A 24005-nucleotide genomic window follows, 5' to 3' on the forward strand; every position below is an offset into this window, starting at 1 on the left:
AGCAGGTTATGGCCGCCAGCCGCCGCGACTTCGAGCGCACGCTTGGCGCTTTCCTGGCCGCGAACGTCGCGCAAATCGGGCATCGCGACAGGGTCGCGAACGAGCGCCGGCTTAGGGCGTGAGAGCGTCTGGAGCCCCTTGAAGTGATTGACGAGGGACAAAAGATGCGGCGCGGCCAGGATGTCCGCCTCTTCGCTGGCCCAGGCGGCCTCGGGGCCGCACTCCGCGGAGCAGATCAGGCCCTTGTCGATGGCGTTGGCGCCGATCGCCGCCGGCAGGGCACCGGGTGTCGGACGGATGGAGCCATCGAGCGCCAGTTCACCGACGGCAGCGTAACGTTCGACGGCATCGGGGGCGACGGCTTCCATCGCAACCATGAGCGCGAGCACGATTGCGAGATCGAAGTGGCTGCCTTCCTTCGGCAGATCGGCAGGGGCCAGGTTTACGGTGATGTGCTTATAAGGCAGCCCGAGGCCGACGGCATGCAGCGCGTTGCGCACGCGCTCGCGGCTTTCCGCGACGGCTTTATCGGGAAGGCCCACGATGGCGAATGTCTGCTGGCCGGGCGTGATGCGGACCTGGACCTCGACGGGGCGCGCTTCGACGCCCACGAATGCGACCGTTGCGATGGTGCCGTACATCGCGCTCCCCTGTCTGATCCGTAAGGAGACGCCGCAGTCTAGGTTAATCCGTCGCGCAGTCCACCTGCCTCTCCGCGACACTGGGGAGTGTGGGGGCGGTGTGATGCGGTAATCGCTATCGCCTTGGTTACACTTACCGTTGCGCGGTCTTAATTCTGGTCAGGCTTCTTCTCATGGGCGGCAGCGATGGCGTCGCTGATTGCCGGCGCGTAGGAGACGAGCGGAGGGCGAAGGCCGGCGTGCGCGAGTGTGCGGCGCACGGAGCGGCGGGCGGAGGTAAAGTAGACCTGAGTTCCCGTGCGACGGAGCTTCCGTGCGAAACCCTCAAGAGATTTCGCTGCCGTGCTGTCCACGAGCGGCACGTTGGCGAAGTCGAGGATGAATATCTTCGGATGCTCGCCGATACGGTCGAGCACGCTTTGCACGGTGGCAGTTGCCGCGAAGAAGAACGCGCCGGAAATACGATAGACGAGAATGTCCTGCCCAAACTCGGCGGGGCGATAATCGGTGCGTGCGGCGCCGGTGACGTCGGCCTCGTCCTCCGCGATAAGCGGGCTGCCCGTCGCCACTTCCACGCCTTCTGCCATGCGGTGCATGAACAGGAAGGCGCCGAGCGTCACGCCCGCCGCGATGGCGATTGTGAGATCCTCGAAAATCGTGAGCAAAAAGGTGACCATGAGCACCGTCGCGTCACCCCACGAGGAGCGAAGAAGATTTGCGAACTCGCGCTTTTCAGCCATGTTCCAGGCCACCACGAGGAGTACACCGCCGAGACTCGCAAGCGGGATGTAGGCCGTGAGGGGAGCGGCGATGAGCAGGAACAACAAAAGATAGACGGCGTGCAGGATGCCGGAGACGGGGCTGATGGCGCCAGCGCGGATGTTCGTCGCTGTGCGCGCGATGGTGCCGGTGGCGCACATGCCGCCGAATGTGACAGAGGCTACGTTGGCGACGCCTTGCGCCATCAGCTCGCAGTTTGAGCGATGCTTGCGGCCCGTCATGCCGTCGGCAACGACAGCCGACAGCAGGCTTTCGATCGCACCGAGCAGTGCAATGGCAAGCGCGTCGGGGAAGACGGCGCGAAGCTTTGCGAGGTCGAACGCCGGGAGTGACGGCAGTGGCAGCGTGCGCGGCACCTCGCCGAAGCGCGAGCCGATCGTTGCGACGTCGAGCCCGAGCATCGCAACCGCCGCTCCCGTTGCGCCAACCGCGATCAGCATGCCAGGCCAGCGTGGGCGAAGATGGCGGATGCCGACGATGAGCCCGACGGACAGCAGCGACATGGCGACGGCTGCGGGGTTGATGGTGGTGATCGCGTCTCCGATCGCCGCGAGCTTGGGGACGAGCGCTGCCGGCTCCCGGGCGATGTCGAGGCCCAGAAGCTCCTTGACCTGGCTCGCGAGAATGATGACGGCGATGCCCGCCGTGAAACCGATCGTAACGGGGAGCGGAATGAACTTGACGTAGGTGCCGAGGCGAAGGAAGCCCGCGGCCGTCATCATCAGCCCGGCCATCAATGTCGCGAGAACGAGGCCGTCATATCCATGGCGCTCGACGATAGCGGCGATCAGCACGATGAAGGCACCTGCGGGACCGCCGATCTGGAAGCGACTTCCACCGAGGACCGAGACGAGAAACCCGCCTACGATGGCCGTGTACAGGCCTTTCTCCGGCGATAGCCCCGAGGCGACCGCGATGGCCATCGAGAGCGGCAGGGCGACAATGGCAACGGTGAGCCCGGCGAAGGCGTCGGCCGTGAAATCACGGGCGCGATAGCCCTCCCGCAGCAGTGTGACGAGCTTCGGCGTGAACAGTTCACGAAAGGTCGGCGCCGATGGCTTCAAAGTGGAGCGTGCTGGCACGTCCATTGCTCCGTCTCCCTTGGTGAGGAGCGGCGGGATCGTCGGCGTGTGATGAGACCGTTGAGAGGCGTGTCAGGATCCGTACCTGGGAAGCCTCTCGCCGGATCGTCGTCGGTCACCGTCGCAGCAGAATTGCCGTGGCTGGAGTCGTTCGGCTTCCGAGAGATAAAACACGGCTCTAAACTTTTGCTTGATCGTGTTCTTTCTGAAATCGGTTTCCGCTATTCCGAGGACGCTCCAGGCGCGGCCACATATATCACCTGCGGGCCGCTCGCGGCATGCGCCATGGTCGCTCGTTAGCTTGCCGGCTTCAGGCGCTCTTCGCGCCGACCTTGCGTTCGATGGCATCCCAGATCAAGGCGGCGATGTCGGCGCCGCCGAATGTCTTCACTTGGCGAATGCCAGTGGGCGAGGTGACATTGATTTCAGTCAAATAACCGCCGATGACGTCGATGCCCGTGAAGAGGAGCCCGCGCCGCTTGAGCTCGGGACCCAGGCGGGCGCAGATCTCGCGCTCGCGGTCGGTCAGCTCCGTCTTTGCCGCGGTGCCACCGACGTGGAGGTTCGATCGGGTTTCACCTTCGGCTGGCACACGGTTGACGGCACCGGCCACCTCGCCATCGACGAGGATGATGCGCTTGTCGCCCTCCCGTACTTCGGGGCGGTACTCCTGCACCATGAACGGCTCGCGGAAGACGGTCTGGAATAGTTCAACCAGGGAACCGAGATTGGTGTCCTCGGGGCGGATGCGGAATACGCTCGCGCCGCCGTTGCCGTAGAGCGGCTTCAGGATGATGTCCTTGTGGGCGCGGCGGAAGGCCAGAACGTCGTCGAGCGCACGCGTGACGAGCGTTGCCGGCATGAGATCGAGGAAGTCGAGCACGAAGATCTTTTCCGGCGCATTGCGGACATGCGCGGGGTCGTTGACGACCAGCGTCTGCGGATGGATGCGCTCGAGCAGGTGCGTGGTCGTGATGTAGGCCATGTCGAAGGGCGGATCCTGACGCAAGTGCACCACGTCCCAGTCTGCGAGGTTCTCGCGGCTGGCTTCGCCGAGGCGATAATGATCGCCGACCTGATCGATCACGTTCAGGCGGTGCCCGCGCGCCATCAGTCGATCGCCCTCGAGCGCGAGGTTCTGCGGTGTGTAGTAGAAGATCTCGTGTCCGCGCCGCTCCGCCTCCAGCAAGATGGCGAACGTGCTGTCGCCGCGGATGTCGATGCGATCGATGGGATCCATCTGGCAGGCTACACGAAGGGGCATGGCGTCGGTCTCGCAATCGGCTCAGGATTGCGCGGAGGCTTAGCACAAGTCGGGCGTGAGCGCGCGCTATCCGGACGTGAGATCCGGCTCAGATCGTCCGCTGCGCTATTTCTTTATTTTACCAGCGTGGTCCTAAGTCAGGCGGATCATCGCGCGCATCCGCGCAGCGGTCGCCGTTCCAATAGCGGTACTTGCCGCAGCTCGACGGCGCCAGGGGAACCGAGGACCAGCCGTAGACAGGCGGCTCGTAGACGACGGCCGGTGGCGGATCAGGATAAACGTCTACGGGTGGTGGCGGGAGATAGTATTCGGGCGGATAGTAGAAATCGTCGTCATCGGGACGATAGCCATACCAGCGCCAGTCGACGTCGATCCGCGCGATAGCGGGGATGTCTGCGTCGAGTGCGGCGGCCGGCACCGGGCCCGCGGCCATGGCCGGCGGGAGCGGGATCGAAACGAAGCCGGCGGCGGACAGAACTGCACAGGCGGCAACGCGGAACATGATACGCATAAGCTGCTCCATGGCCCCCCTTGCCGGAACCATATCCGGTCCGGCAGGCGAAGTCCCTGGTGCGCAGCCTCGAGTGCAGGAGAATTGCCGTTAAGCTTGACGGCGCGTCAAGGATTGAGGTGCATGCGCGCAAGCGGGGCGGCGGATGACGTTCCGATCAGGCCTTCTCGTCGCCGGACGCTACGCGCGTCATCCACTCTTCCTCGGTGATGTTGCCGGCCTTCTCCACAGCAGCCAGCTCATGCGGACGCAGGATGTCCTGTAGACCGTCGATGCGCTTCCATTCGCAGAGCGGTGTCTCGGCGCCGGCACGCGGCACATAGCGCGAGGCTGCTTCCTTCCGATAGCGATGGACGTAGCGGGGACAGTTGATCCAGATCTCGCTGACGGCGACTTTCACAGCCAGCTCGGCCTCATTGAAGAAATCGAGCAGCGGGCCTTCCTTCACCACCTCGGCGCGGCCCTGCAACCGCAGGCGCAGAGGCTTCTCGAAATCGATGAAGAGGCAACCAATCTCCGGATGCGCGGCGATGTTGCCCGTGGAGTAATGCATGCCGTTGCCGTCGTAGCTGGGGAAGACGATCGTATCCGCATCGAGCACGCGCACGAAGCCGGGGTCGCCGCCCTTGTACGAAACGGTCGGACGGCCCCGATGATCCACTGAGGATAGAAAGAACATGTCGCGGCTCTCGATGAAGGTCCGCGCGGTTTCGTCGATTTCGGTCTTGACTGCGATCAGCTCGATCCGGTCGGCCATGGCGCGGCTTGCGAAGCGATCCTGTAACTCCCGATGCTGGGGACCATAGAGCCGGCTCATCGCGTGTTCTCCCGTTGTTGTCCCGGTTAGGACCGGGCCTCTTCAGAGTGACGTCGCTGGTGGTTCAATTAATGCCTGCGGGCGGGCCGTTCCGGCTCCTCGTTCGGGTGAAGTCGGCTCAGGGCTCCCGCCGGTCGGGGCAAGGCCGCCCGGATGCGGAAGCCTTGCCCACGCCGATGGTTTCGCCCCGCTTATTTATCGTCGTCGGCGTCGGGCTTGCCGTATTTCGCTTCGATGCTGTCCATGCCATCCTTGAAGATGCCGTCGATGACCTTGCGGGCATCCTTCGCATCCGTGCCGTCCGTCGGATCGTAGGTGGCGCTCCAGCTGACGTTAATCTCGTCGAGATCGTCGTCGTCGGGCGTGACCGAGAACTGCGCTTCGTAGTTCTTCACGGGGAGCGGGCTCTCGACGATTTCATAGCGATAGCTCGTGGTGCCAGTGTCGGCGAGCCGCTCCTTGATCTTGCCGCCATCCTGGAGCGTCAGCGTGCGGAAGGTGTCGTCGCCCTCCTTGCTCTCCTCGCATTTGGTCACGGCGGGATGCCACTGTTCGATCGCGCACCAGCCGCCGATCTTCTCCCAGAGGGCCACGCGCTCCTGTTCCGTCTTGGTCTCATCGACATTGATCTCGAGCTTCTTGGCCGAGACGAGGCTCGCGGCTGAAGCCACCCCGGCTCCTGCAATCAAGGCTCCGCCGGCAAGCATCAGCGCGGCTGTCGGTCTTCTCATAGTGTTTCCTCCACGTGCCTCGTTCGAACTCGCATTGGTCCCCAAGTTACATTGTAGCGTATAAAACATCACGGGTGCGGCCGGGAAGTCCAGGCAATCACACATATTCGTGTGGGTTAAGGCCATCAGAGGGCGTTGGGGAGATAGCGGGGCCATCGGCGGCCGACTAGGAAGAGGATATCGAAGGCCTGCTCGCAGGATTGATAGTGTGCATTGCGCGCGAGCCAGAGGCCGGCCGCGCGGCGGATGCGCGTGCGCTGCGTGGCCGTGATCGCCGCTTCGGCCGCTTCCCAGCTCGCGCGACGCTTCACCTCGACGAAAGCCAGCCGCCGGCCACGCAAGGCGATGAGATCGATCTCGCCGACCGGCGTTTTCACCCGCCGCTCGAGGATGCGATAACCGCGTAGGCGAAGCGCGAGCGCCGCTATCCATTCGGCGCGCAGACCACTCCGGTTCCGGGCGCGGCGGAGGTTGCGTCTTTCCTCGGTGGTTGCGCGGCGCCCTTGCATGATCTCTCAGTCCGGTCCCCGGCGCTTCAGGACGAGCGCCATCTCGTAGACCCGGCCTCGCGGCACGTTCAGCGTCTCGGCGACCGTTCGGGATGCATCGCGCAGGCTGAGGTTTTCAAGAGCGGGGGTTAGCTGCGCCTCGATCATGGCGTCGCTCACTTCGCCCGCTTGCGGCGGTGCCACGACGATGACGACCTCGCCCTTGGGGGGATCGGTTTCGAAGATGCGGGCGAGATCGGCGAGCGGGCCGCGGCGCACATCCTCATGCAGCTTCGTCAGTTCGCGTGCCAATGCGGCGTCGCGATTGCCGAGGCTCGATGCCAGATCGGCGAGGGCCGCACCAGCGCGGGTCGGCGCTTCGAAAAAGACCAGGGTTGCCGGCACGGCGGCCAGCTCCGATAGGCGCGTTCTCCGGGCCTTCTCTTTCGCCGGGAGAAAGCCCGCAAAGAAAAACGCGTCCGTCGGCAAGCCCGCGACCGTCAGCGCCGTGAGCGAGGCGGAGGGGCCCGGAATGGCGATGACACGATGGCCATCTTCGGCGCAAGCGCGCACGAGCTTGAAGCCCGGGTCCGAGACGAGCGGGGTGCCCGCGTCGCTAATCAGAGCAACGGAGCGGCCGTCGGCCAGCTCCTGCAGGATGCGGGGCCGCTGCTCGTCGGCGTTGTGCTCGTGGTAAGGGCGCAGGGTCGTGCGGATCGCATAATGGGCAAGAAGCGTGCGGCTGTGGCGCGTGTCCTCGCAGTAGACCACGTCGGCATTGGCGAGAGTCGCGATGGCGCGGAGCGTGATGTCCGCGAGGTGTCCGATCGGTGTCGAAACGATATAGAGGCCGGGCGCAAGCGGCAGGCTAAGCTGGCGCGCCGCCTCGGCCTTGACCCGCGCGGTGACGGCTGGGGGACCCCTTTCGGCATCGTTCGAAGGTTCCTCACTCATGGGTCTCTGGTTCTCGCTTCGGGGAGGAATGATCTTTCGAGCCACGCCCCTCGTGTGACAAGCGCGTGCGCTATCAAGGGACGCGCCGGTCCGCCGGATTTCAGAGCATCACATGGGAGACCTTAGCCGATCCTGCGCAGGATTGGGCCGCCTTTAAAGGGAAGGGGCTCTCTCCGCTTCCCTCAAGCGGCCGTCAGCTCGCGGTCTTTGGGGCGCGTCGCGGTGGTCTTGCGCGACAGCTCGAGCAGGGCCTCGATGGACGTGTCCAGCGCCTCCGCGCCGTGGAAGGGCTGCACGGCGCCGTCGGCAAGCCGCGTGTGCCTCATCATCGGACGTAGCTCCGCCCGTATCTGATCGAGAAGGTAGGTGAGAGCGTCAAGCTGCTCCCCCGCCGCCCGGTGCAAGGCGGCTGCCGTCTCCGTCGCGGTGCTCGCTGCCAAAAGCGGCTCGGTGGCCAGCGTCCACATCTCGTCGGCATCGAGGGGTGCCGTTTCCACGCGGGCGGGGTAGGGTCCGTTGCGCGCCGCTGAGACTTTGCTTGGAAGCCGAGCCGAGGCGAAAGCCATGAGATCAGCCGCTACGACCTTCTCCGGGAGCTGTTTCAGGATTTGCAGCAAGGCCGTAGCCCGAACGCGCAGACTGCCCATGTCATCCGACATCGTGTGCTCGAGCCGGCCGGTGCTGGACGTGATCATGGGGCAACCAGACATCTTTGGATTCCGTGCGCGAAAAGCTCGGGTTGGAAACGCATGACGGCGCATTTCGTGCGCGCCCGCGTTTTGCTATTTTTCCGTAAACGTTGAAAAGCTGATCTTATTCGTAGTTTTGTGCAAGCGTATTCCGCACTTAGAAGATTTCGGTACGGGAGCATCAGAGCCGATCGTTAAATTTTATGGCTAAAAAACCGTTTACGGCGGCTGCATATGCATCCCGCCAAGTTCGAAGCTGGCGGACTTTGTGCGAAGCGCCTGGAAAATATTGGTGCTTAGAAATGGGCCGCGCCCGCTCGCGCCGGTGCGCAGCCGGCACGCCCGATCAATTCGCGGATCTCGTGTGGGCGAATTCCTGAGCGGCGCAGTTTGGCGAGGGGCGTGTTGCGACCGCTCTTTGAAAGCTTGCGGCCGTCGGAGTCGGTGAGGAGCGGATGGTGATGATAGCAGGGCTCGGGCAGTCCGAGGATGCACTGCAGAAGACGGTGCAGGCTGGTTGCCGCGTAAAGGTCCCGTCCGCGGGTGACGTGAGTGACGCCCTGGCGAGCATCGTCTACGGTGACGGCCAGATGATAGCTCGCCGGAACGTCCTTGCGGACGATGACGGCATCGCCCCAATCCGCGGGGTCCATCGTAATCCGTGTTCCGTTGCCATCGGCGTCGATCTCCGTAAACGTCACCTGGCGTGAGCCAGTGATGCGCTCGAGGGCGTCGAGAGCCCGGTCCATGTGCAGGCGGAGTGCGAACGGCTCGTGGCGGGATAGGCGGCGAGCGATTTCCTCCTTTTCTAAATGCTTATGCAGTCCGGGATAGATCGGCGAGCCATCCGGATCGGTTGCGGCAGGTTGCGCCTCGGCGATCTCCGTGCGCGTCGCGAAGCACGGATAGAGGAGGCCAAGCTTCAGGAGCGTATCGGACGCCATGCGGTAGGTCGCGAAGTGCAGGCTCTGGCGCAGGACCGGCTCCTCCCATTGGAGCCCGAGCCAGGCCAGCTCCGCGAGCATCTGCGTGACGTACGCTTCGCGGCAGCGCGCGATGTCGATGTCCTCGATGCGCACGAGAAAGCGCCCGCCGAGGCGGCGTGCCATGTCGAAGCCGACCCAGGCCGACAGCGCATGGCCGAGATGCAAATGGCCGTTCGGGCTCGGTGCGAAACGCAGCACGGGCCGCCCGCTCGAACCGAGGGAATTGCCGTTCCTGCCCATGGCGCACGCCGTTCTCTATGGCGGTAGTTACATTTGGTGCTGGCAAGCCTACTTTCGGAGGCGCATGACGAAAAGTGAAAAGAAGGTCCGGCCGGCGGCTGCGGGGCGGAGACGGAAGCCGGTGCGATTGCTCGATACGCCGGAGGACATCCGCACCGGCATCCGCGCCCTTCGCAGGATTTGCCCGACGTTGCGGCGTATGCACGATCTCGTCGGTGATCCTGCGCCGCGGCGGTTCCCGCCGGGGTTTGCCGGTCTTGCGCAGGTTGTCGTTGGCCAGCAGCTCTCGGCGGCGAGCGCACGGGCGATCTGGGGGCGCGTGGCGCTTGCCGTCGATCCGTTCGACGCCGAGACGCTGCTCGCCGTGGACGTTGCGGCGCTGAAGACTGCGGGCCTGTCGCAGGGCAAGATCCGCACGCTGCGCGCCACGGCGGAGGCCATTGCAGCGGGACATCTGGCTCTCGATGTGCAGATCCCGACCGATGAGCTCAGGGGCGCGCTTCTGGAGATCGCCGGGATCGGGCCTTGGACGGCGGACATCTACACGCTTTTCTGCCTGGGTGAGGCGGACGGATTTGCGGCGGGCGATCTGGCGTTGCAGGTGGCGGCGCAACGCGCTTTTGCGCTCGCTGAGCGGCCAAGCGCACGTGAGCTCGAGGGACTGGCCGAGAGGTGGCGGCCTTGGCGCGGCGTGGCGGCGCTGCTCATGTGGTCGTTCTATGCGCAGCGCGACGTGCTTCAAACGCCGATCCGATAGGCATTTCTTTGCGTTTCCGCTTGGTCATGATGCTGATCGTGCGACCAAAAAACGGTCTCGGGCCGCTTGTGCTTCACATGCGTGTCATGCCTCGCTAGTATCCGCTTCCGAAATCCGGGGGTGACGCCCCGATTCGGTTGGAACCGACTGGACGCAAGCTCGTGAATGCTCATGCAGCCACGCCGGAGTCCTTTCCGGCACTGGTTCTCAACGCTGACTTCCGGCCTCTGAGCTACTATCCATTGTCGCTCTGGAGCTGGCAGGAGTCGGTGAAGGCCGTATTTTTGGATCGCGTCAACATCGTCTCCCAATATGAGCGGACGGTCCGAAGCACGAGCTTCGAGATGCAGCTTCCGTCCGTCGTCTCTCTTAAAACCTACGTCAAGCCGGCGCTTTACCCTGCATTCACACGCTTCAACGTGTTCCTGCGCGATCGCTTCGCATGCCAGTATTGCAGTGCGCGGGAGGATCTGACGTTTGATCACCTGATCCCGCGCTCGCGGGGCGGGTTGACGCGCTGGGACAACGTCGTCACCGCCTGCGCGCCATGCAATCTAAAGAAAGGCGGGGCCATGCCGTGGGATGCGGGCATGCGGCCGCATCAGATGCCCTACCGGCCGACGGTGTTCGAGCTCCATCGCAACGGACGGCTCTTTCCGCCCAACTATCTTCACGAGAGCTGGCTCGATTATCTCTATTGGGATACCGAGCTCGAGCCTTAGATGCTCTTCTCGCAAGTTGATCGCTTTTGGGCCCCGCTCGACAGAGCGGCGCTGTCGCACAAGTTCCTGCTGGCGCGTGTTTTTGAAAACTGACGTGGATCCCGGCCTGCGCCGGGATGACGTCAGGAGGAAGCCAAAGCTCGCAACACCTGCGCATGCGCTGCTTGCGATCATGCGCGGTCGTTTCAAAGGGCAAGCGGGGATGCAAAAAAGGCCCCGTTGCCGGGGCCGAGATTGGAAGATCCAACACTACAGTGAGTGGGGATGCTCAGGCGGCGCGCTTCTGCGGCCTGGCGCAGAGAGCCTGGGCGATGACCTCGACGGCCTTGCTCCAATCGACGTCAACGGCTGCGAAGTCGGCGCCGAATGCGCGGGCGGCGTCCTTGGCTGTGCCGCCATCACGGAAGAAGCGTGCGCACGACTGGCGTGCGATGCCGACGGCTTGGTGCCATTCGATCGGATTGATGTACTGCGAGATCATCGCTTGCTCCTCATGTCCATTGAAACGCAAGGCATTTGAGGGGCAAGCACACGGGCGTTTTCAGTACCGCTACGCGCGACCGGTTCATGCGGCACCAACTGGGACTGTCAGGTGCCCATATGCTTGCCTTATCGTTGGAAGCGAAATGCTTCCGAAATTCTTTGGCCGGGCGGCGGCGCTTGAGGACTGCCGGCCTATCTTCCTTGCTTCTCTTCGGCGCCCGGGGAGGCAGGGGATGGCTCTCCATCACGGGCTGCGTCGAGAATTGCGCCTACGAGCTCATGCAACGAACGCCACGCACTCTCTTCAAGCATCGGCTGCACTCTCGCCGTTGAGGCGGCGCGCCCGATGCCCACCGCGGCGGACACAGACGCAGACGCGGTTACGGATTACTTTTTACGGATACGCAGTACGAAGCTCCGGGACGCGGGAGCAGGGGTGCGAGCCGCTCGGTGATACGCTGGGACTTTTCCGCCCGAGCCGCTCGCTTCATTCGTTCGAACACGCTCGCGAGCGTGTCCTTGGGGGATGCAGAGGGGTACGCACAACCACTACGCACGACACGCTTACGCCACTCACTCGTACGCAACTCACACTTACGCGACAGAACGGTACGCGGTACGCAACTGGCACTCCGGGCTCGAAGCAGGCTCCGGAGCACGGAACCAACCTCCGTCGAGACCTCGTATCGGATCATCATCTCGTCCGCCGACTGTTGCGCAACGGACTCGCTCGATCCCGACGGTCCCTCCCGACGCGGTACGCTCACAACTTCAGTTCCCTTTGTGTTCCGCGAATGAGGATAATTAATCGTGACACTGTGGCCACGCAAAGGCGCAAAATCGACCGAGCTGCGAAATGATCTTGACTTGATGTGACTCGGCCACAGGCTTGTGGCGCAAGCCTTTATCCGCACTGGATTTTTGCGGAGTAGAGGTCTCTTGTTGATAACTTGGAGGCCAAACTTAGCGGGTCAGTCCGTCCGCGCCGCCGCCGCAAGGAGCGCTGCCTTGAGGGCCAAAACTGCGATGGCGAGCGAAGCGATGGCGTTCCAGGCGGCCATCGAAAGGCCGGCGAGCGTCCAGGCTGGCGCATCGCAACGCACCACGTGGGCCTGGGCGAGACCGCTCAAGAGGTCGGTCGATGACGTCGGTAGCGCCTGGGCCGTGCCGCAGGTGTCCGGGCCCGGCCAGAACTTCCATTCGACGCCGGCGTGATAGACGCCAAGCCCGGCGTTGGCGAGGAACGCAAGCGCGACGGCGAGGAAAATGAAAGCCGCGAGGCGCGGCATCTCGGCGACAAGCGCCATGGCGACAAACAGCAGCGGGATGCCAGCATAATACGCATAGCGCTGCATCAGGCAGAGCGGGCAGGGCGCATAGCCGCCAAGATGCTCGAAGCCGAGGGCGGCCAGAATGACTGCGACCGCAAGAAAGAAGGCGAGGCCGCCATACCGATAGGAGGTGCTATGGTGCGGAAGATCGAGTGTCAGCACGGAACTCTACGCTTTCTGGCCCGAATGCGGAGCGGGGCCGATGCCATCTCGGGGCGGGGCGCCTCATTCTAGAGCATTTTCCGTTCACTTGCGCTCACTGCAAATGCTCTAGTTGCTTGTTTGAGCGAGCATCTTCACTCATTCGAGCGAGTCCGCCCGAATGGGATCTGCTCTAGAATACATACCTGATAGCGACAAAACCCGTTACCAGCAGAACGACGAATACCGTCGTTACAAGGTTAAGGCGCTTCTCGATGAAATCGCGGATGGGCTCACCGAAGAAGTAGAGCAGGCCGGCGACAAGATAGAAGCGCATGGCCCGCGCGATGACGCTCGCGACCATAAACTCGAGGAGGGGCATCTGGGTCACGCCGGCGGTGATGGTCAGCACCTTGTACGGGAACGGCGTCATGCCCTTGATGATCAGGATCCATACGCCCCATTCGTTGAACCAGCTCGTGAACTCACCGAAGCTCTCGGCCTTGCCATAGAAATCCAGGATGGGCTGGCCGATCTGCTCAAAAAAGAAATAGCCGATCAGATAGCCAAAGGCGCCGCCGATGACGGAGCCGGCAGTCGCGAGCGTCGCGTAGAACCAGGCTTTTATCCGGTTCGCGAGCACCATCGGAATGAGCATCACGTCGGGCGGGATGGGGAAGAACGAGCTTTCGATGAACGAAACCCAGAAGAGCGCATGGGTGGCGCGCTGAGAGCGCGCCTCCCCCATCATCCAATCGTATAGACGCCGCATCGCGACCTCGGATCCCTCTCACCGGCCAAAGGGGTGATTAGAGTTCCGAGCGGCGCTTGTCCATCATGGTGGATGTCTCATCCGCCCAGCGGGGCTAGATGGCGGGGAGTGGTTTCCTCGAGGTTCGCCGACAATTCGAGCACGAGGCGGTTCAGCAAGAGGCGGCCCGACGGGGTGGCGCGGATGCGGCCTCGTGAGCGCGCCGGTGTGCCGGGCGCTAGGGGGGCGAGGCGGGGACCAAGGCAGGCACGGATCTGATCGACGCCCTCGTCATCAGTTGTTTCAAAATGGCCGATCCCATGCTCGAGGACGCCTTGCCGCACAAGAGCGTCGATGGCCTCTCTGGCGGGGGTGAGCCCGCCGATGCTGGCCATTCGATCAAGGTCGATGCCTTCCGCCAGTCTGAGGCCCATGAGCAGCATCTCATCCGTGCGGGCTTCCGGCGAGAGCGGCTCGCGCTCGACGAGGCCGTGGCCGGCGTCCTCGACTTGAGCGAGCCAGCGCTCGGGGTTTCTTTCAGTCGAGGTGGCGAGATGTGCTGATGGCGTCGGAAGGCGGCCGTGGGCGCCGGGGCCGATGCCTGCGTAAGAGCCGTAGCGCCAATAGGTGAGGTTGTGCCGGCTCTCCTCGCCGGGCCGAGCGTGGTTCGAGATCTCATACTGGCGGAGCCCGGCGGCAGCGGTCAGCTCTTGTGTTAGCGCGTAAAGATCGTGCGCCGCCTCGGCGGCCGGAATGACGAGCTTGCCTTTGGCGTAGAGATCCGCAAAGCGCGTCTCGGGCTCGATGGTGAGTTGATAGAGCGAAAGGTGGCCGCCCGCGAGGGCGAGAGCTTCCGACAGCTCGCTGCGCCAATCTTCGAGGGATTGATCGGGACGCGCGTAGATGAGGTCGAACGAGACGCGCTCGAAGGTGCGCTGTGCGAGGGCGACGGCTGCTTTGGCCTCGGCAACGGAATGGATGCGGCCGAGACGCTTGAGGTCGGGGTCGCGCAGGGACTGGACGCCGATGGAGACGCGGTTGACGCCGGCGGCGCGATAGCCCGCGAAGCGGCCGGCCTCGACGCTGCCAGGGTTGGCTTCGAGCGTGATCTCGGCGCCAGCCGCGACCGTCCAGAGGCCAGCGATATGATCCAGGATGGCGCCAACCGTCTCGGGCTGCATCAGCGACGGGGTGCCGCCGCCGAAGAAGATCGAGGTGACGGTGCGTGTCTCCGCAAGGTCCTCGGGGAGGAGCCCCGCCACGTGATCCAACTCACGCCGATAAGCGGTGAGGAAGCGCGGCTCGTCCCAGCCGCCGAAGCGCACGTGGCTGTTGAAGTCGCAATAGGGGCATTTCTGGGCGCAGAACGGCCAGTGAATATAGATGCCGAATCCCGGCCTGCTGTCGTCCGTGATGATCGCGCTCGTCATCGGCTCGCTGCAAGGAGCGCCCGCGCCAGGGTTCGCCAGCGCGGCTCCGCATCCGCAACTTCGGCAGAGGCCGCGGCCGTTTCAAGAGCCTGCAGGAAGGCCGCTAGATCGCGCGGCTTCCACGCGGATTCATTGTTCGCAAAATCCTCGCGCAGGCTCGCGATGAAGCGAGCGAGTTCGGCCTGCGTCGAAAGATTGCGGGCGGCGGCATCGAGCGCCTCGAGATCGCGGCCCGTTTTCGGTGCGGCGGCGCCAGTGTCCGTCTTCTCCAGACAATGGCGCCGGAAGGCCTCGAAGGCGCGCGTGCGGTGAGACATGGCGTATTTTTCCGCCGGCTCCATCTCGCCGAACGTCCTCGTCTCGCCGTCCGGGACGAAGATCGGATCATAGCCGAAGCCGTTGCCGCCGCGTGGCGGCCAGCGCAGGGTGCCGTAGACGCGGCCCTCGAAAATGCGGTGCTCTCCCGTCGGCCAAGCGAGGCATAGGACGGAGATGAAGTTGGCGCGCGGCGGCAGGCCGTCCCAGGCGCCCTTTTCGATGAGGGCATCGTGGACGCACTGCATGGCGAGCTCGAAATCCTTGCCGGGGCCTGCCCAGCGGGCAGAATAGATGCCCGGCGCGCCGCCAAGGGCGTCGACCTCGAGGCCGGAATCATCGGCGAGCGCGGGCAGGCCGGAACCTTGCGCTGCGGCGAGCGCCTTGAGGCGGGCATTGCCGTCGAAGCTCGATTCCGTCTCCTCCGGCTCGGGGAGACCGAGATCTCCAGCCGACACGGCATCGAAGCCGTAAGGCGCGATGAGCTGCTTGATCTCCCAGACCTTGCCGGGGTTGTGGCTGGCAACGACAAGGCGGCTGCCGGGTTCGAGCTGCTTCATGAGCCGAGTCCCCAGATGCGCGGCTCAGCGAATTCGACGGAGTTGCCGGCGGGATCGCGCACATAGATCGAGCGGCCGCCGGTGGGCCATTCGAAATCGGATTCGATCTCGACGCCCATATCAGCGAGACGACGGCGCCATTCCTCGATCTCGGATGCGCTTGCGGCAAAGCAGACGTGGCCCTCGCCCTCGGCGCCGTGCGGCGGCACGGGCAGGGGGCCGGACTGGGGCATCTGTGTCGCCTCAGGGTTGAAGATCAGTAGCATCTGGCTAGCGAGCCTGTAAAAGACGTGGCGGCCTTCTTTCCGCACGTACGGCTCAAGGTCGAGCAAGCGATTGTAGAAGGCCTCCGCCGCAGCGAGGTCGTGCGCGTAAAGAACGGTTTCGAGGACGGCAGGCGGGGCCGTGGTCATGGCGTGTCTCCCCATCTCCCCATGCGACCGGGGAGAGAATTGTCATGCCACCGTTAGCTTCTGCAACTCGATCAGCTCGGCAATGCCCTTGCGTGCGAGCGCCATGAGCTGGTCGAAGCTCTCCTGGCTGAAAGCGAGGGTCTCGGCCGTTCCCTGCACCTCGACGATGCCGCCCGACCCCGTCATGACGAAGTTCGAGTCGGCGTCCGCCGTGGAATCCTCAGCATAGTCGAGATCCAGGACGGGGCTGCCTTTGTAGAGGCCGCACGAGACGGCGGCCACGTGGTCACGCAGCACGCCCTCTTTCACCATATCGCGCAGCTTCATCCACTGGATGCAGTCATGCAGGGCGACCCAGGCGCCGGTGATGGCGGCCGTGCGGGTGCCGCCGTCGGCCTGGATTACGTCGCAGTCGACGGTGATCTGGCGTTCGCCGAGCTTCGGCAAATCGACCACGGCACGCAGCGCGCGGCCGATCAGGCGCTGGATCTCCTGGGTGCGGCCGGATTGATTGCCGACAGCAGCCTCGCGGCGCGTGCGCTCGCTCGTCGCCCGCGGCAGCATGCCGTATTCGGCCGTGACCCAGCCGCGTCCCTGTCCCTTGAGCCAGGGCGGAATGCGCTCTTCGATGCTCGCCGTGCACAAGACGTGAGTGTTGCCGAATTTGATCAGGCACGAGCCTTCGGCGTGCATGGAAACTGCACGCTCGAGGGAAACACGGCGAAGCTCGCCTAGCTGGCGTTTGGATGGGCGCATATGGGCTCGCGATAGCTGCAGGATTCTTCAAGGCCGGATAGGGTGGGCAACTTTGCTGCCCGCGCTACCCGGCCTTCGGCGCGACCCTACGGGAGCGGCTTTGCCGGATCAACCTCAATCGCCTCACCAAGGCGGGGCGGGACAAGCGAGCGCCGGCCAGTGTCTCCGGGAGCGTCTCCGGGGTTGCATTGATGGCAAAAGCAGCCATTTTTAGGCTCCTCGCGAACCGTGGCACCGCCGCCAGAGGCATGAAAGCGATGTCCGAACCTCAATCCGAGATCAAGAAGCTCAGCGAACGCTCGCGCGCCATCCTGAGGCAGATCGTCGACAGCTATCTCGAGACGGGAGAGCCCGTGGGCTCGCGCAACCTGTCGCGTGTCCTGCCGATGACGCTCTCGCCGGCATCCATCCGCAATGTGATGAGCGATCTCGAGCATGCGGGGCTGATCTATGCCCCCCATACGTCGGCCGGGCGCCTGCCAACCCAATCGGGATTGAGGATGTTCGTGGACGGCCTGCTCGAGGTCGGTGATCTCAGCGAGCAGGAGCGGCGCCAGATCGAGGCGCAGCTCGCGGTCAAGCGCACCAAATCGCTTGACCAGGTGCTGGCCGAGGCCGGCGAGATGATCTCCGGATTGTCGCATTGCGCGGGCGTGGTGCTCACCGAGAAGCAGATCGCGCGCCTCAAGCATATCGATTTCGTACCCATCGATCACACGCGGGCGCTGGTGGTGCTCGTGGACGAGGACCAGAACGTCGAGAACCGCCTGATCGAGATCCCGGCGGGGTTGCCGCCGTCGGCGCTGGTGGAGGCTGCGAACTATCTCAACGCGCAGATCCGCGGACTCACGATCGGGGAGGCCCGTGCGGCGGTCGAGTTGGAGCTCGGCCAAGCGCGTGCCGAGCTCGACAAGCTGACGCAGAAGGTCATCAAGGCCGGTCTCGCGGAATGGTCGGGCTCGGTCGACGACCGCAAGAGCCTGATCGTGCGCGGACAGGCGAACCTGCTCAAGGACCTCAAGGCGATCGAGGATCTCGAGCGCATCCGGCAGCTGTTCGACGATCTCGAGACGAAGCGCGACCTACTGCAGATTCTCGGCCTTGCGGAGCATGCGGATGGCGTGCGGATTTTCATCGGCTCGGAGAACAAGCTGTTCTCACTCTCGGGATCATCTCTGATCGTGGCCCCGTTCCACGACACGGAGCGCAAGGTGGTCGGCGTGCTCGGGGTCATCGGGCCGACGCGGCTCAACTATGCGCGCATCATTCCCATGGTCGATTATACGGCTCGGCTGGTGAGCCGAGTGCTGACTTGATTTTTTCAAGCGAGGGGCTGATATCGGGCGCATGCTCGGGTAGCGCCGTCCGGCGCGTCATCAATCGCAGGGCGCGCCCGTCATTTCCTCCAAATTCGACGCGGAGATTTCATGGCCGACGAGACGACAAACCCCAATGCGCCCGGGAGCACGCCCGGGCCCGAAGCCGCGGGCACGCCCCAGGCCGCCGCCGACCCGGCGCAGCTGGCTGCTGAGGTCGATACGCTGCAGGGCCAAGTCGCCGATCTGACGGACCGGCTGCTGAGGGCGCATGCCGAGATGGAGAACCTGCGCAAGCGCGCCGAGCGTGAGCGCGAGGAGACGGCCAAGTACGCGATCAGCAAGTTCGCGCGCGACGTGGTGGCCGTGGCCGACAATTTCGAGCGCGCTATCCAGGCTGTGCCGGCTGACGCCGCCGAGCAGGATACGGTGCTCAAGAGCCTCGTCGAAGGCGTGAGCATGACCGAGCGTGAGTTCCTGAACGTTCTGGAACGCCACGGTGTCCGCCGGCTCAATCCCAAGGGAGAGGCGTTCAATCCGCATCAGCATCAGGCGATGATGGAGATGGAGAACGCCGAGGTGGTCTCGGGCACGGTGCTCGAAGTGTTTCAATGCGGCTATCTGATCGAGGATCGGGTGCTGCGCCCGGCGATGGTTGTAGTGGCCAAAGGCGGGCCGAAGCCAGGGCAGGCGCAGGGCGCTGCCGAAGCTGGCGGCAACGCCGGAGAGGAACGCGCGCCGGAGACGCGGGAGCCGCCGCCCTCCGATTCAGATGAGCGAGCCGGCTAGCCCCGCGAAAGCAAACAGCGCGCCGCGCCCGGCCGGACCGGTCGAGGGGACCGATCGGTAACACGCGTCCCCTCGCGCTAGAGAGGCGCAAAGAGGTTGCAAAATGATGTGTGAGAGGTGTTAAAGCGGGGGTGCCAATTTTGACTTAAGGCCGCGGCGAGCGCCCGTTGCGTGCCGAAAAGCCCACCCTATATAACCGCTCAATACCAATCGTTCTCCAGGGGACCGAACCTCAAGCCTCCAGGCGGAGGCGTCGAGAACCACCGGGCGCCGGCCTTGCCAAGGGCCCGTACGGTCTGCCGCAACGAAGAGGAAAATCGGAGACATGGCAAAAGTCATCGGTATCGATCTCGGCACCACCAACTCGTGCGTGGCTGCGATGGACGGGGGCAAGCCCCGGGTGCTCGAGAATGCTGAGGGCACGAACACGACCCCGTCGATCGTCGCGTTTACGGACGATGGCGAGCGTCTGGTCGGACTTCCGGCGAAACGCCAGGCGGTGACCAATCCGACCAACACGCTATTTGCGATCAAGCGCCTTATCGGGCGGCGCTACGACGATCCGCTGGTTGAGAAGGACAAGAAGCTCGTTCCCTACAAGATCGTGAAGGGGCCGAACGGCGACGCGTGGGTGGAGGCCAACGGCAAGGAATATTCGCCCCAGCAGATCTCCGCCTTCATACTGCAGAAGATGAAGGAGACCGCCGAGGCGAAGCTCGGCGAGCCGGTGACGCAGGCCGTCATCACCGTGCCTGCCTACTTCAACGACGCGCAGCGCCAGGCGACGAAGGATGCCGGCAAGATCGCGGGCCTCGAGGTGCTCCGCATCATCAACGAGCCGACCGCGGCCGCGCTCGCCTATGGCCTCGACAAGAAGACCGGTGCCAAAACCATCGCGGTCTATGACCTCGGCGGCGGCACGTTCGACATCTCGATCCTCGAGATCGGCGACGGCGTGTTCGAGGTGAAGAGCACGAACGGCGACACGTTCCTCGGCGGCGAAGACTTCGACATGAAGCTCGTCGGCTACCTGGCGGACGAGTTCAAGAAGGAGCAAGGCATCGACCTGCGTTCCGATAAGCTCGCCCTGCAGCGCCTCAAGGAAGCTGCGGAGAAGGCCAAGATCGAGCTTTCGTCGGCGTCGCAGACCGAGATCAACCTGCCGTTCATCACTGCGGATCAATCGGGCCCAAAGCATCTTACGATGAAGTTCACGCGGGCGAAGCTCGAGAGCCTCGTCGATGATCTCATCCAGCGCACCCGTGGCCCCTGCGGCCAGGCAATCAAGGACGCGGGCCTCAAGGCGGCCGAGATCGACGAGGTCGTGCTCGTCGGCGGCATGACGCGCATGCCGCGCGTGCAGCAGGTCGTCAAGGAGCTGTTCGGCAAGGAGCCGCACAAGGGCGTCAACCCGGACGAGGTCGTTGCCGTCGGCGCGGCCATTCAGGGCGGTGTCCTCAAGGGTGAGGTCAAGGACGTTCTGCTGCTCGACGTGACGCCCCTGTCGCTCGGCATCGAGACGCTGGGCGGCGTGTTCACGCGCCTCATCGACCGCAACACGACCATCCCGACCAAGAAGAGCCAGGTGTTCTCAACGGCCGAGGACGGGCAGAACGCGGTCACCATTCGCGTGAGCCAGGGCGAGCGCGAGATGGCGGCCGACAACAAGCTGCTCGGACAGTTCGATCTCGTCGGCATTCCGCCGGCGCCGCGCGGGGTTCCGCAAATCGAGGTGACGTTCGACATCGACGCCAACGGCATCGTGCACGTCTCGGCCAAGGACAAGGCGACGGCCAAGGAGCAGTCGATCCGCATCCAGGCTTCGGGCGGCCTCTCGGACACCGAGATCGACCAGATGGTCAAGGACGCCGAGGCGCACGCGGCCGAGGATAAAAAGAAGCGCGAGCTGGTCGAGGCCAAGAACCAGGCCGAGGCGCTTGTCCACTCGACTGAGAAGGAGCTCACGGACAACGGCTCCAATCCGGCCGTTGCTGCGATCAAGGGCGATGTCGAGGCTGCCGTGGCGGCCGCAAAGGAAGCCATCGCGTCCGATGATGCCGACCGCATCAAGCAGGCGACTGCATCGCTCGCGCAAGTGGCGATGAAGATCGGCGAGGCCGTCTATAGCGCCAAGGGCGGCGACGCCGCTGACGGCGAGGCAACTTCCGAGAAGAGCGCGGACGACAACGTCGTCGATGCGGACTTCGAGGAGGTCAAGGACGACAAGAAGAAGGCGGGCTAAGGCTCGCGTTGAATCCTCTCCCCGGGCCGAGCCTCAGTTCGCCGTTCGGGGAGAGGTTTTTTGCTGCGCGCCGCGTGGGGGTGGCCAGGATGACACTCGTCTTCCATCATGATGCTTGCTTCCCGCCTCGGCTCGCCGGATAGAATGCCGCCCCATGGCCAAACGCGACTATTATGAAATCCTCGGTGTTTCACGCACGGCGAGCGAGCAGGACCTCAAGTCCGCTTTCCGCCGGCTTGCGAAGGAATGCCATCCCGACCGTAATCCCGGCGATGAGGACGCCGAGCAGCGTTTCAAGGATCTCAACGAAGCCTACGAGGCGCTGAAGGATCCGCAAAAGCGCGCCGCCTACGACAGGTTCGGCCATGCCGCTTTCGACCAAGGCATGGGCGGGCGCGGGCATGCAGGGTTCGGCCCCGATTTCGCGTCGTCGATGTCGGACATCTTCGACGATCTCTTCGGCGAGTTCATGGGCGGCCGCCGCGGCGGACAGCGGCGCGGTAGCTCCCGCGAGCGTGGCGCGGATCTGCGCTACAACATGGAGATTACGCTCGAGGAGGCCTTCGAAGGAAAGGCCGCAGAGATCCGGGTGCCGACCAGCGTCGGCTGCGATACATGCTCAGGCACCGGCGCGAAGCCCGGGACCAAGCCCACCACATGCGCAACCTGCGGCGGGATGGGGAAAGTGCGCGCCAGCCAGGGCTTCTTCACCATCGAGCGGACATGCCCGAGCTGTCTCGGCCGCGGCGAGGTGATCGAGGAGCCGTGCGCATCCTGCGCGGGGGCCGGACGCGTTACGCGCGAGCGGACGCTCCAAGTCAACATTCCAGCCGGCGTCGAGGACGGAACGAAGGTGCGCCTCGTCGGTGATGGAGAGGCGGGGCTGCGTGGCGGTCCGCCTGGCGATCTCTACATCTTTCTTTCCATCAAGCCGCACTCGTTCTTTCAGCGCGATGGCGCCGACGTGTTCTGCAAGGTGCCGATCTCGATGACGACGGCGGCGCTCGGCGGACAAATCGAGGTGCCGACGCTCGAGGGCGCGGCCAGCCGGGTCAAGATCCCGGAAGGTAGCGAGAGCGGTAAGCAGTTCCGCCTTCGCGGCAAGGGCATGCCGGTGCTGCGCTCCAAGGCGGTGGGTGACATGTACATTCAGGTGGATGTCGAAACGCCGAAGAATCTCACCCGGCGCCAGCGTGAGCTGCTCGAGGAATTCGAGCGGGAGAGCCACAAGGAAACCAGCCCCGAAAGCGCCGGCTTCTTCGCGCGCGTCAAGGATTTCTTCGACAATAAGACGGGGTAGTACGAGCGCGATTTCGTGTGGTGCGCGGCGGGGTAATTACGATCCCATGCAAGGTTTGGTTTGCGATCTCGGGGCTTTCCGAGGCCGCCTTTGCGAAGGTGCCTCTTCCTCGCTGCAAAAGGCGTTCCTGGCAGCGCGCGGATTTTTGGCACAAGCGCGTTCGTTTTCTAGGGTGCTTCCGGAAAAGTGGGAACCGGTCATGGCGGAGCCATGCAAGTTAGGTGTCCGAGAAGAAGCACGATCAAACAAAAACCAGAGCCGTTCCCCGATTTTGCTTAAAGCGGAACGGCTCTAGGATGGCCACGGACAGCGCATGAATCCTTCTTCGACAAAGCTTCTTTTCGTTGCCGGCAGCTCGCGGGACGCGTCCTACAACAAGCGTCTCGCCCAGCTCGGCGCGGAGATTGCGGAAGCCAACGGGATTGCGGCAACGTTCGCCGATCTCGGGGATTATCCGATGCCGCTTTACGACGGGGATCTGCAGGCGGTCGATGGCGTTCCCGAGAATGCCCGCAAGCTCGAAGCGCTGATGAAGATCCACACGGGCATCTTCATTGCGTGCCCCGAGTACAACGCGTCGATCACGCCGCTTCTGAAGAACGCGCTTGACTGGGTGAGCCGCGTGCGCATCGAGGGCGAGGAGCCGCTTACCGTGTTCAAGACGCGCGTCTTCGCGCTCGGCGCGGTGTCTCCGGGCGGCATGGGCGGGCTCAGGGGGCTCAATGCGGTGCGCGAGGTTCTGCAACTGGGCCTCGGAGCCCTGGTGCTGCCGGACCAGGTCGCCGTGCCGAGGGCGGCGGAAGCCTTTGACGCCAGCGGTCATCTCAGCAACAAGGAAAGCCAGGAGCGCTTCAAGAGCGTGATCCAAAAGCTTGCGCGTGCGGCGCGCGTACTTCATGGATAATCCCATGACCGACATCGCTGCCGAGGATCGTCTCGTCGTCGCGCTCGATATGCCGAGCGTGGAGGAGGCACGCTTGCTCGTCGCCAGTCTCGGCGACACGGTAACCTTCTACAAGGTGGGGCTTGAGCTGCTGTTCGCCGGCGGGCTCGAGCTTGCACGTGATCTCCGCCGCCAGGGGAAGAAGGTCTTCCTCGACATGAAGCTGCTCGATATTGGCAACACGGTCGAGCGGGCCGTCGCCAATGCGGCGGAACTCGATATCACCTTCCTGACCGTGCACGGGCAGGATCTCAAGACGTTGCGAGCCGCCGTTTCAGGCCGCGGCGGCAGCAAGGTGAAGCTGCTCGCCGTCACCGTGCTGACCAATCTTTCAACGCAAGATCTCGCTCAGCAGGGTTCTTCGCTGTCGCCGGCGGATCTGGTGCTGCGGCGTGCCGAGATGGCTTACGCGGCAGGCTTTGACGGCGTCGTCGCCTCGGGACAGGAGGCGGCGCGCATCCGGGCCGCGACGGGGCCGAACTTCCTTATCGTCACGCCCGGCATCCGCTTGACGGGCGGCACCACGGATGATCAGGAACGGGTTATGACGCCGGATCACGCCATCATGGCCGG

General features: G+C 64.1%; 25 protein-coding genes. 8 read left to right on the forward strand and 17 right to left on the reverse strand.

The annotated features are described in order from the left end of the window. The 10 genes from V7P99_RS13345 to gluQRS form a co-directional block, all read right to left on the reverse strand. Positions 1-641 (reverse strand): magnesium chelatase domain-containing protein (locus V7P99_RS13345; protein ID WP_333795321.1); only part of this gene is annotated, 641 nt, incomplete at its 3' end. Positions 642-790: 149 nt separating this feature from the next. After that, positions 791-2509 carry a SulP family inorganic anion transporter gene (locus V7P99_RS13350; RefSeq protein WP_333795322.1) on the reverse strand — a complete coding sequence of 573 codons (1719 nt, stop codon included), beginning with the start codon at positions 2507-2509 and terminating at the stop codon, positions 791-793. 304 nt (positions 2510-2813) lie between these two features. Continuing rightward, the gene (gene gshB, locus V7P99_RS13355) at positions 2814-3767 is read right to left on the reverse strand and encodes a glutathione synthase (protein ID WP_333795323.1); all 954 of its coding nucleotides are present in this window, start codon (positions 3765-3767) and stop codon (positions 2814-2816) included. 118 nt (positions 3768-3885) lie between these two features. After that, positions 3886-4278: a hypothetical protein gene (locus V7P99_RS13360; RefSeq protein ID WP_333795324.1), complete on the reverse strand. Its 393-nt coding sequence runs from the start codon at positions 4276-4278 to the stop codon at positions 3886-3888. Between the two features lie 157 nt (positions 4279-4435). Continuing rightward, positions 4436-5095 carry a pyridoxamine 5'-phosphate oxidase family protein gene (locus tag V7P99_RS13365; protein WP_333795325.1) on the reverse strand — a complete coding sequence of 220 codons (660 nt, stop codon included), beginning with the start codon at positions 5093-5095 and terminating at the stop codon, positions 4436-4438. A 191-nt stretch (positions 5096-5286) separates the two neighbouring features. After that, entirely contained in the window at positions 5287-5826 is a 540-nt protein-coding gene (locus V7P99_RS13370) for an SRPBCC family protein (RefSeq protein ID WP_333795326.1), read from the reverse strand. A gap of 125 nt (positions 5827-5951) precedes the next feature. Further along, complete coding sequence (locus V7P99_RS13375) at positions 5952-6335, reverse strand: YraN family protein (RefSeq protein WP_333795327.1); 384 nt, start codon at positions 6333-6335, stop codon at positions 5952-5954. A gap of 6 nt (positions 6336-6341) precedes the next feature. Then, positions 6342-7268: a 16S rRNA (cytidine(1402)-2'-O)-methyltransferase gene (rsmI, locus tag V7P99_RS13380; protein WP_333795328.1), complete on the reverse strand. Its 927-nt coding sequence runs from the start codon at positions 7266-7268 to the stop codon at positions 6342-6344. A 182-nt stretch (positions 7269-7450) separates the two neighbouring features. Continuing rightward, positions 7451-7963 carry a hypothetical protein gene (locus V7P99_RS13385; protein WP_333795329.1) on the reverse strand — a complete coding sequence of 171 codons (513 nt, stop codon included), beginning with the start codon at positions 7961-7963 and terminating at the stop codon, positions 7451-7453. A 290-nt stretch (positions 7964-8253) separates the two neighbouring features. Continuing rightward, positions 8254-9183: a tRNA glutamyl-Q(34) synthetase GluQRS gene (gene gluQRS / locus V7P99_RS13390; protein ID WP_333795330.1), complete on the reverse strand. Its 930-nt coding sequence runs from the start codon at positions 9181-9183 to the stop codon at positions 8254-8256. Positions 9184-9247: 64 nt separating this feature from the next. On the opposite strand from gluQRS, the gene V7P99_RS13395 reads away from it, so the two are divergent. Further along, positions 9248-9940, forward strand: coding sequence for a DNA-3-methyladenine glycosylase family protein (locus V7P99_RS13395; RefSeq protein WP_333795331.1), 693 nt, complete (start codon positions 9248-9250; stop codon positions 9938-9940). A 161-nt stretch (positions 9941-10101) separates the two neighbouring features. Beyond that, positions 10102-10662: an HNH endonuclease gene (locus tag V7P99_RS13400; protein WP_333795332.1), complete on the forward strand. Its 561-nt coding sequence runs from the start codon at positions 10102-10104 to the stop codon at positions 10660-10662. 268 nt (positions 10663-10930) lie between these two features. Here V7P99_RS13400 and V7P99_RS13405 read toward each other — a convergent pair whose 3' ends face one another. From V7P99_RS13405 to rph, 7 genes are all read right to left on the reverse strand, one after another. Further along, positions 10931-11143 (reverse strand): hypothetical protein, encoded by a 213-nt coding sequence (locus V7P99_RS13405; protein ID WP_333795333.1) that lies wholly within the window; start codon positions 11141-11143, stop codon positions 10931-10933. Between the two features lie 973 nt (positions 11144-12116). After that, a complete protein-coding gene (locus V7P99_RS13410; RefSeq protein ID WP_333795334.1) occupies positions 12117-12638 on the reverse strand; it encodes a disulfide bond formation protein B in 522 nt (173 codons plus the stop codon). A gap of 172 nt (positions 12639-12810) precedes the next feature. Next, complete coding sequence (locus tag V7P99_RS13415) at positions 12811-13389, reverse strand: YqaA family protein (RefSeq protein WP_333795335.1); 579 nt, start codon at positions 13387-13389, stop codon at positions 12811-12813. Positions 13390-13466: 77 nt separating this feature from the next. Continuing rightward, entirely contained in the window at positions 13467-14798 is a 1332-nt protein-coding gene (gene hemW, locus V7P99_RS13420) for a radical SAM family heme chaperone HemW (protein WP_333795336.1), read from the reverse strand. Further along, the gene (rdgB, locus tag V7P99_RS13425) at positions 14795-15673 is read right to left on the reverse strand and encodes an RdgB/HAM1 family non-canonical purine NTP pyrophosphatase (protein ID WP_333795337.1); all 879 of its coding nucleotides are present in this window, start codon (positions 15671-15673) and stop codon (positions 14795-14797) included. Before rdgB ends, hemW begins: the two co-directional genes overlap by 4 nt. Then, positions 15670-16086, reverse strand: a complete 417-nt coding sequence (locus V7P99_RS13430) for a VOC family protein (protein WP_333795338.1) — start codon at positions 16084-16086, stop codon at positions 15670-15672. Before V7P99_RS13430 ends, rdgB begins: the two co-directional genes overlap by 4 nt. Before the next feature lie 42 nt (positions 16087-16128). Beyond that, complete coding sequence (gene rph / locus V7P99_RS13435) at positions 16129-16842, reverse strand: ribonuclease PH (RefSeq protein WP_333795339.1); 714 nt, start codon at positions 16840-16842, stop codon at positions 16129-16131. Positions 16843-17090: 248 nt separating this feature from the next. Between rph and hrcA the strand changes: the two genes are divergently transcribed. From hrcA to pyrF, 6 genes are all read left to right on the forward strand, one after another. Continuing rightward, positions 17091-18158 carry a heat-inducible transcriptional repressor HrcA gene (gene hrcA, locus V7P99_RS13440; protein ID WP_333795340.1) on the forward strand — a complete coding sequence of 356 codons (1068 nt, stop codon included), beginning with the start codon at positions 17091-17093 and terminating at the stop codon, positions 18156-18158. Positions 18159-18269: 111 nt separating this feature from the next. After that, entirely contained in the window at positions 18270-18947 is a 678-nt protein-coding gene (gene grpE, locus V7P99_RS13445; RefSeq protein ID WP_333795341.1) for a nucleotide exchange factor GrpE, read from the forward strand. Positions 18948-19272: 325 nt separating this feature from the next. Continuing rightward, on the forward strand, positions 19273-21189 hold the full coding sequence (gene dnaK, locus V7P99_RS13450; protein WP_333795342.1) for a molecular chaperone DnaK: 1917 nt from the start codon (positions 19273-19275) through the stop codon (positions 21187-21189). A gap of 154 nt (positions 21190-21343) precedes the next feature. After that, on the forward strand, positions 21344-22489 hold the full coding sequence (gene dnaJ, locus V7P99_RS13455) for a molecular chaperone DnaJ (protein ID WP_333795343.1): 1146 nt from the start codon (positions 21344-21346) through the stop codon (positions 22487-22489). A gap of 313 nt (positions 22490-22802) precedes the next feature. Continuing rightward, positions 22803-23393, forward strand: coding sequence for an NADPH-dependent FMN reductase (locus V7P99_RS13460; RefSeq protein ID WP_333795344.1), 591 nt, complete (start codon positions 22803-22805; stop codon positions 23391-23393). Positions 23394-23397: 4 nt separating this feature from the next. Then, on the forward strand, positions 23398-24005 hold a 608-nt coding region (gene pyrF, locus V7P99_RS13465), incomplete at its 3' end, for an orotidine-5'-phosphate decarboxylase (RefSeq protein ID WP_333795345.1).

This window comes from Hyphomicrobium sp., assembly GCF_036780825.1.
Classification (GTDB): Bacteria; Pseudomonadota; Alphaproteobacteria; order Rhizobiales; family Hyphomicrobiaceae; genus Hyphomicrobium_C.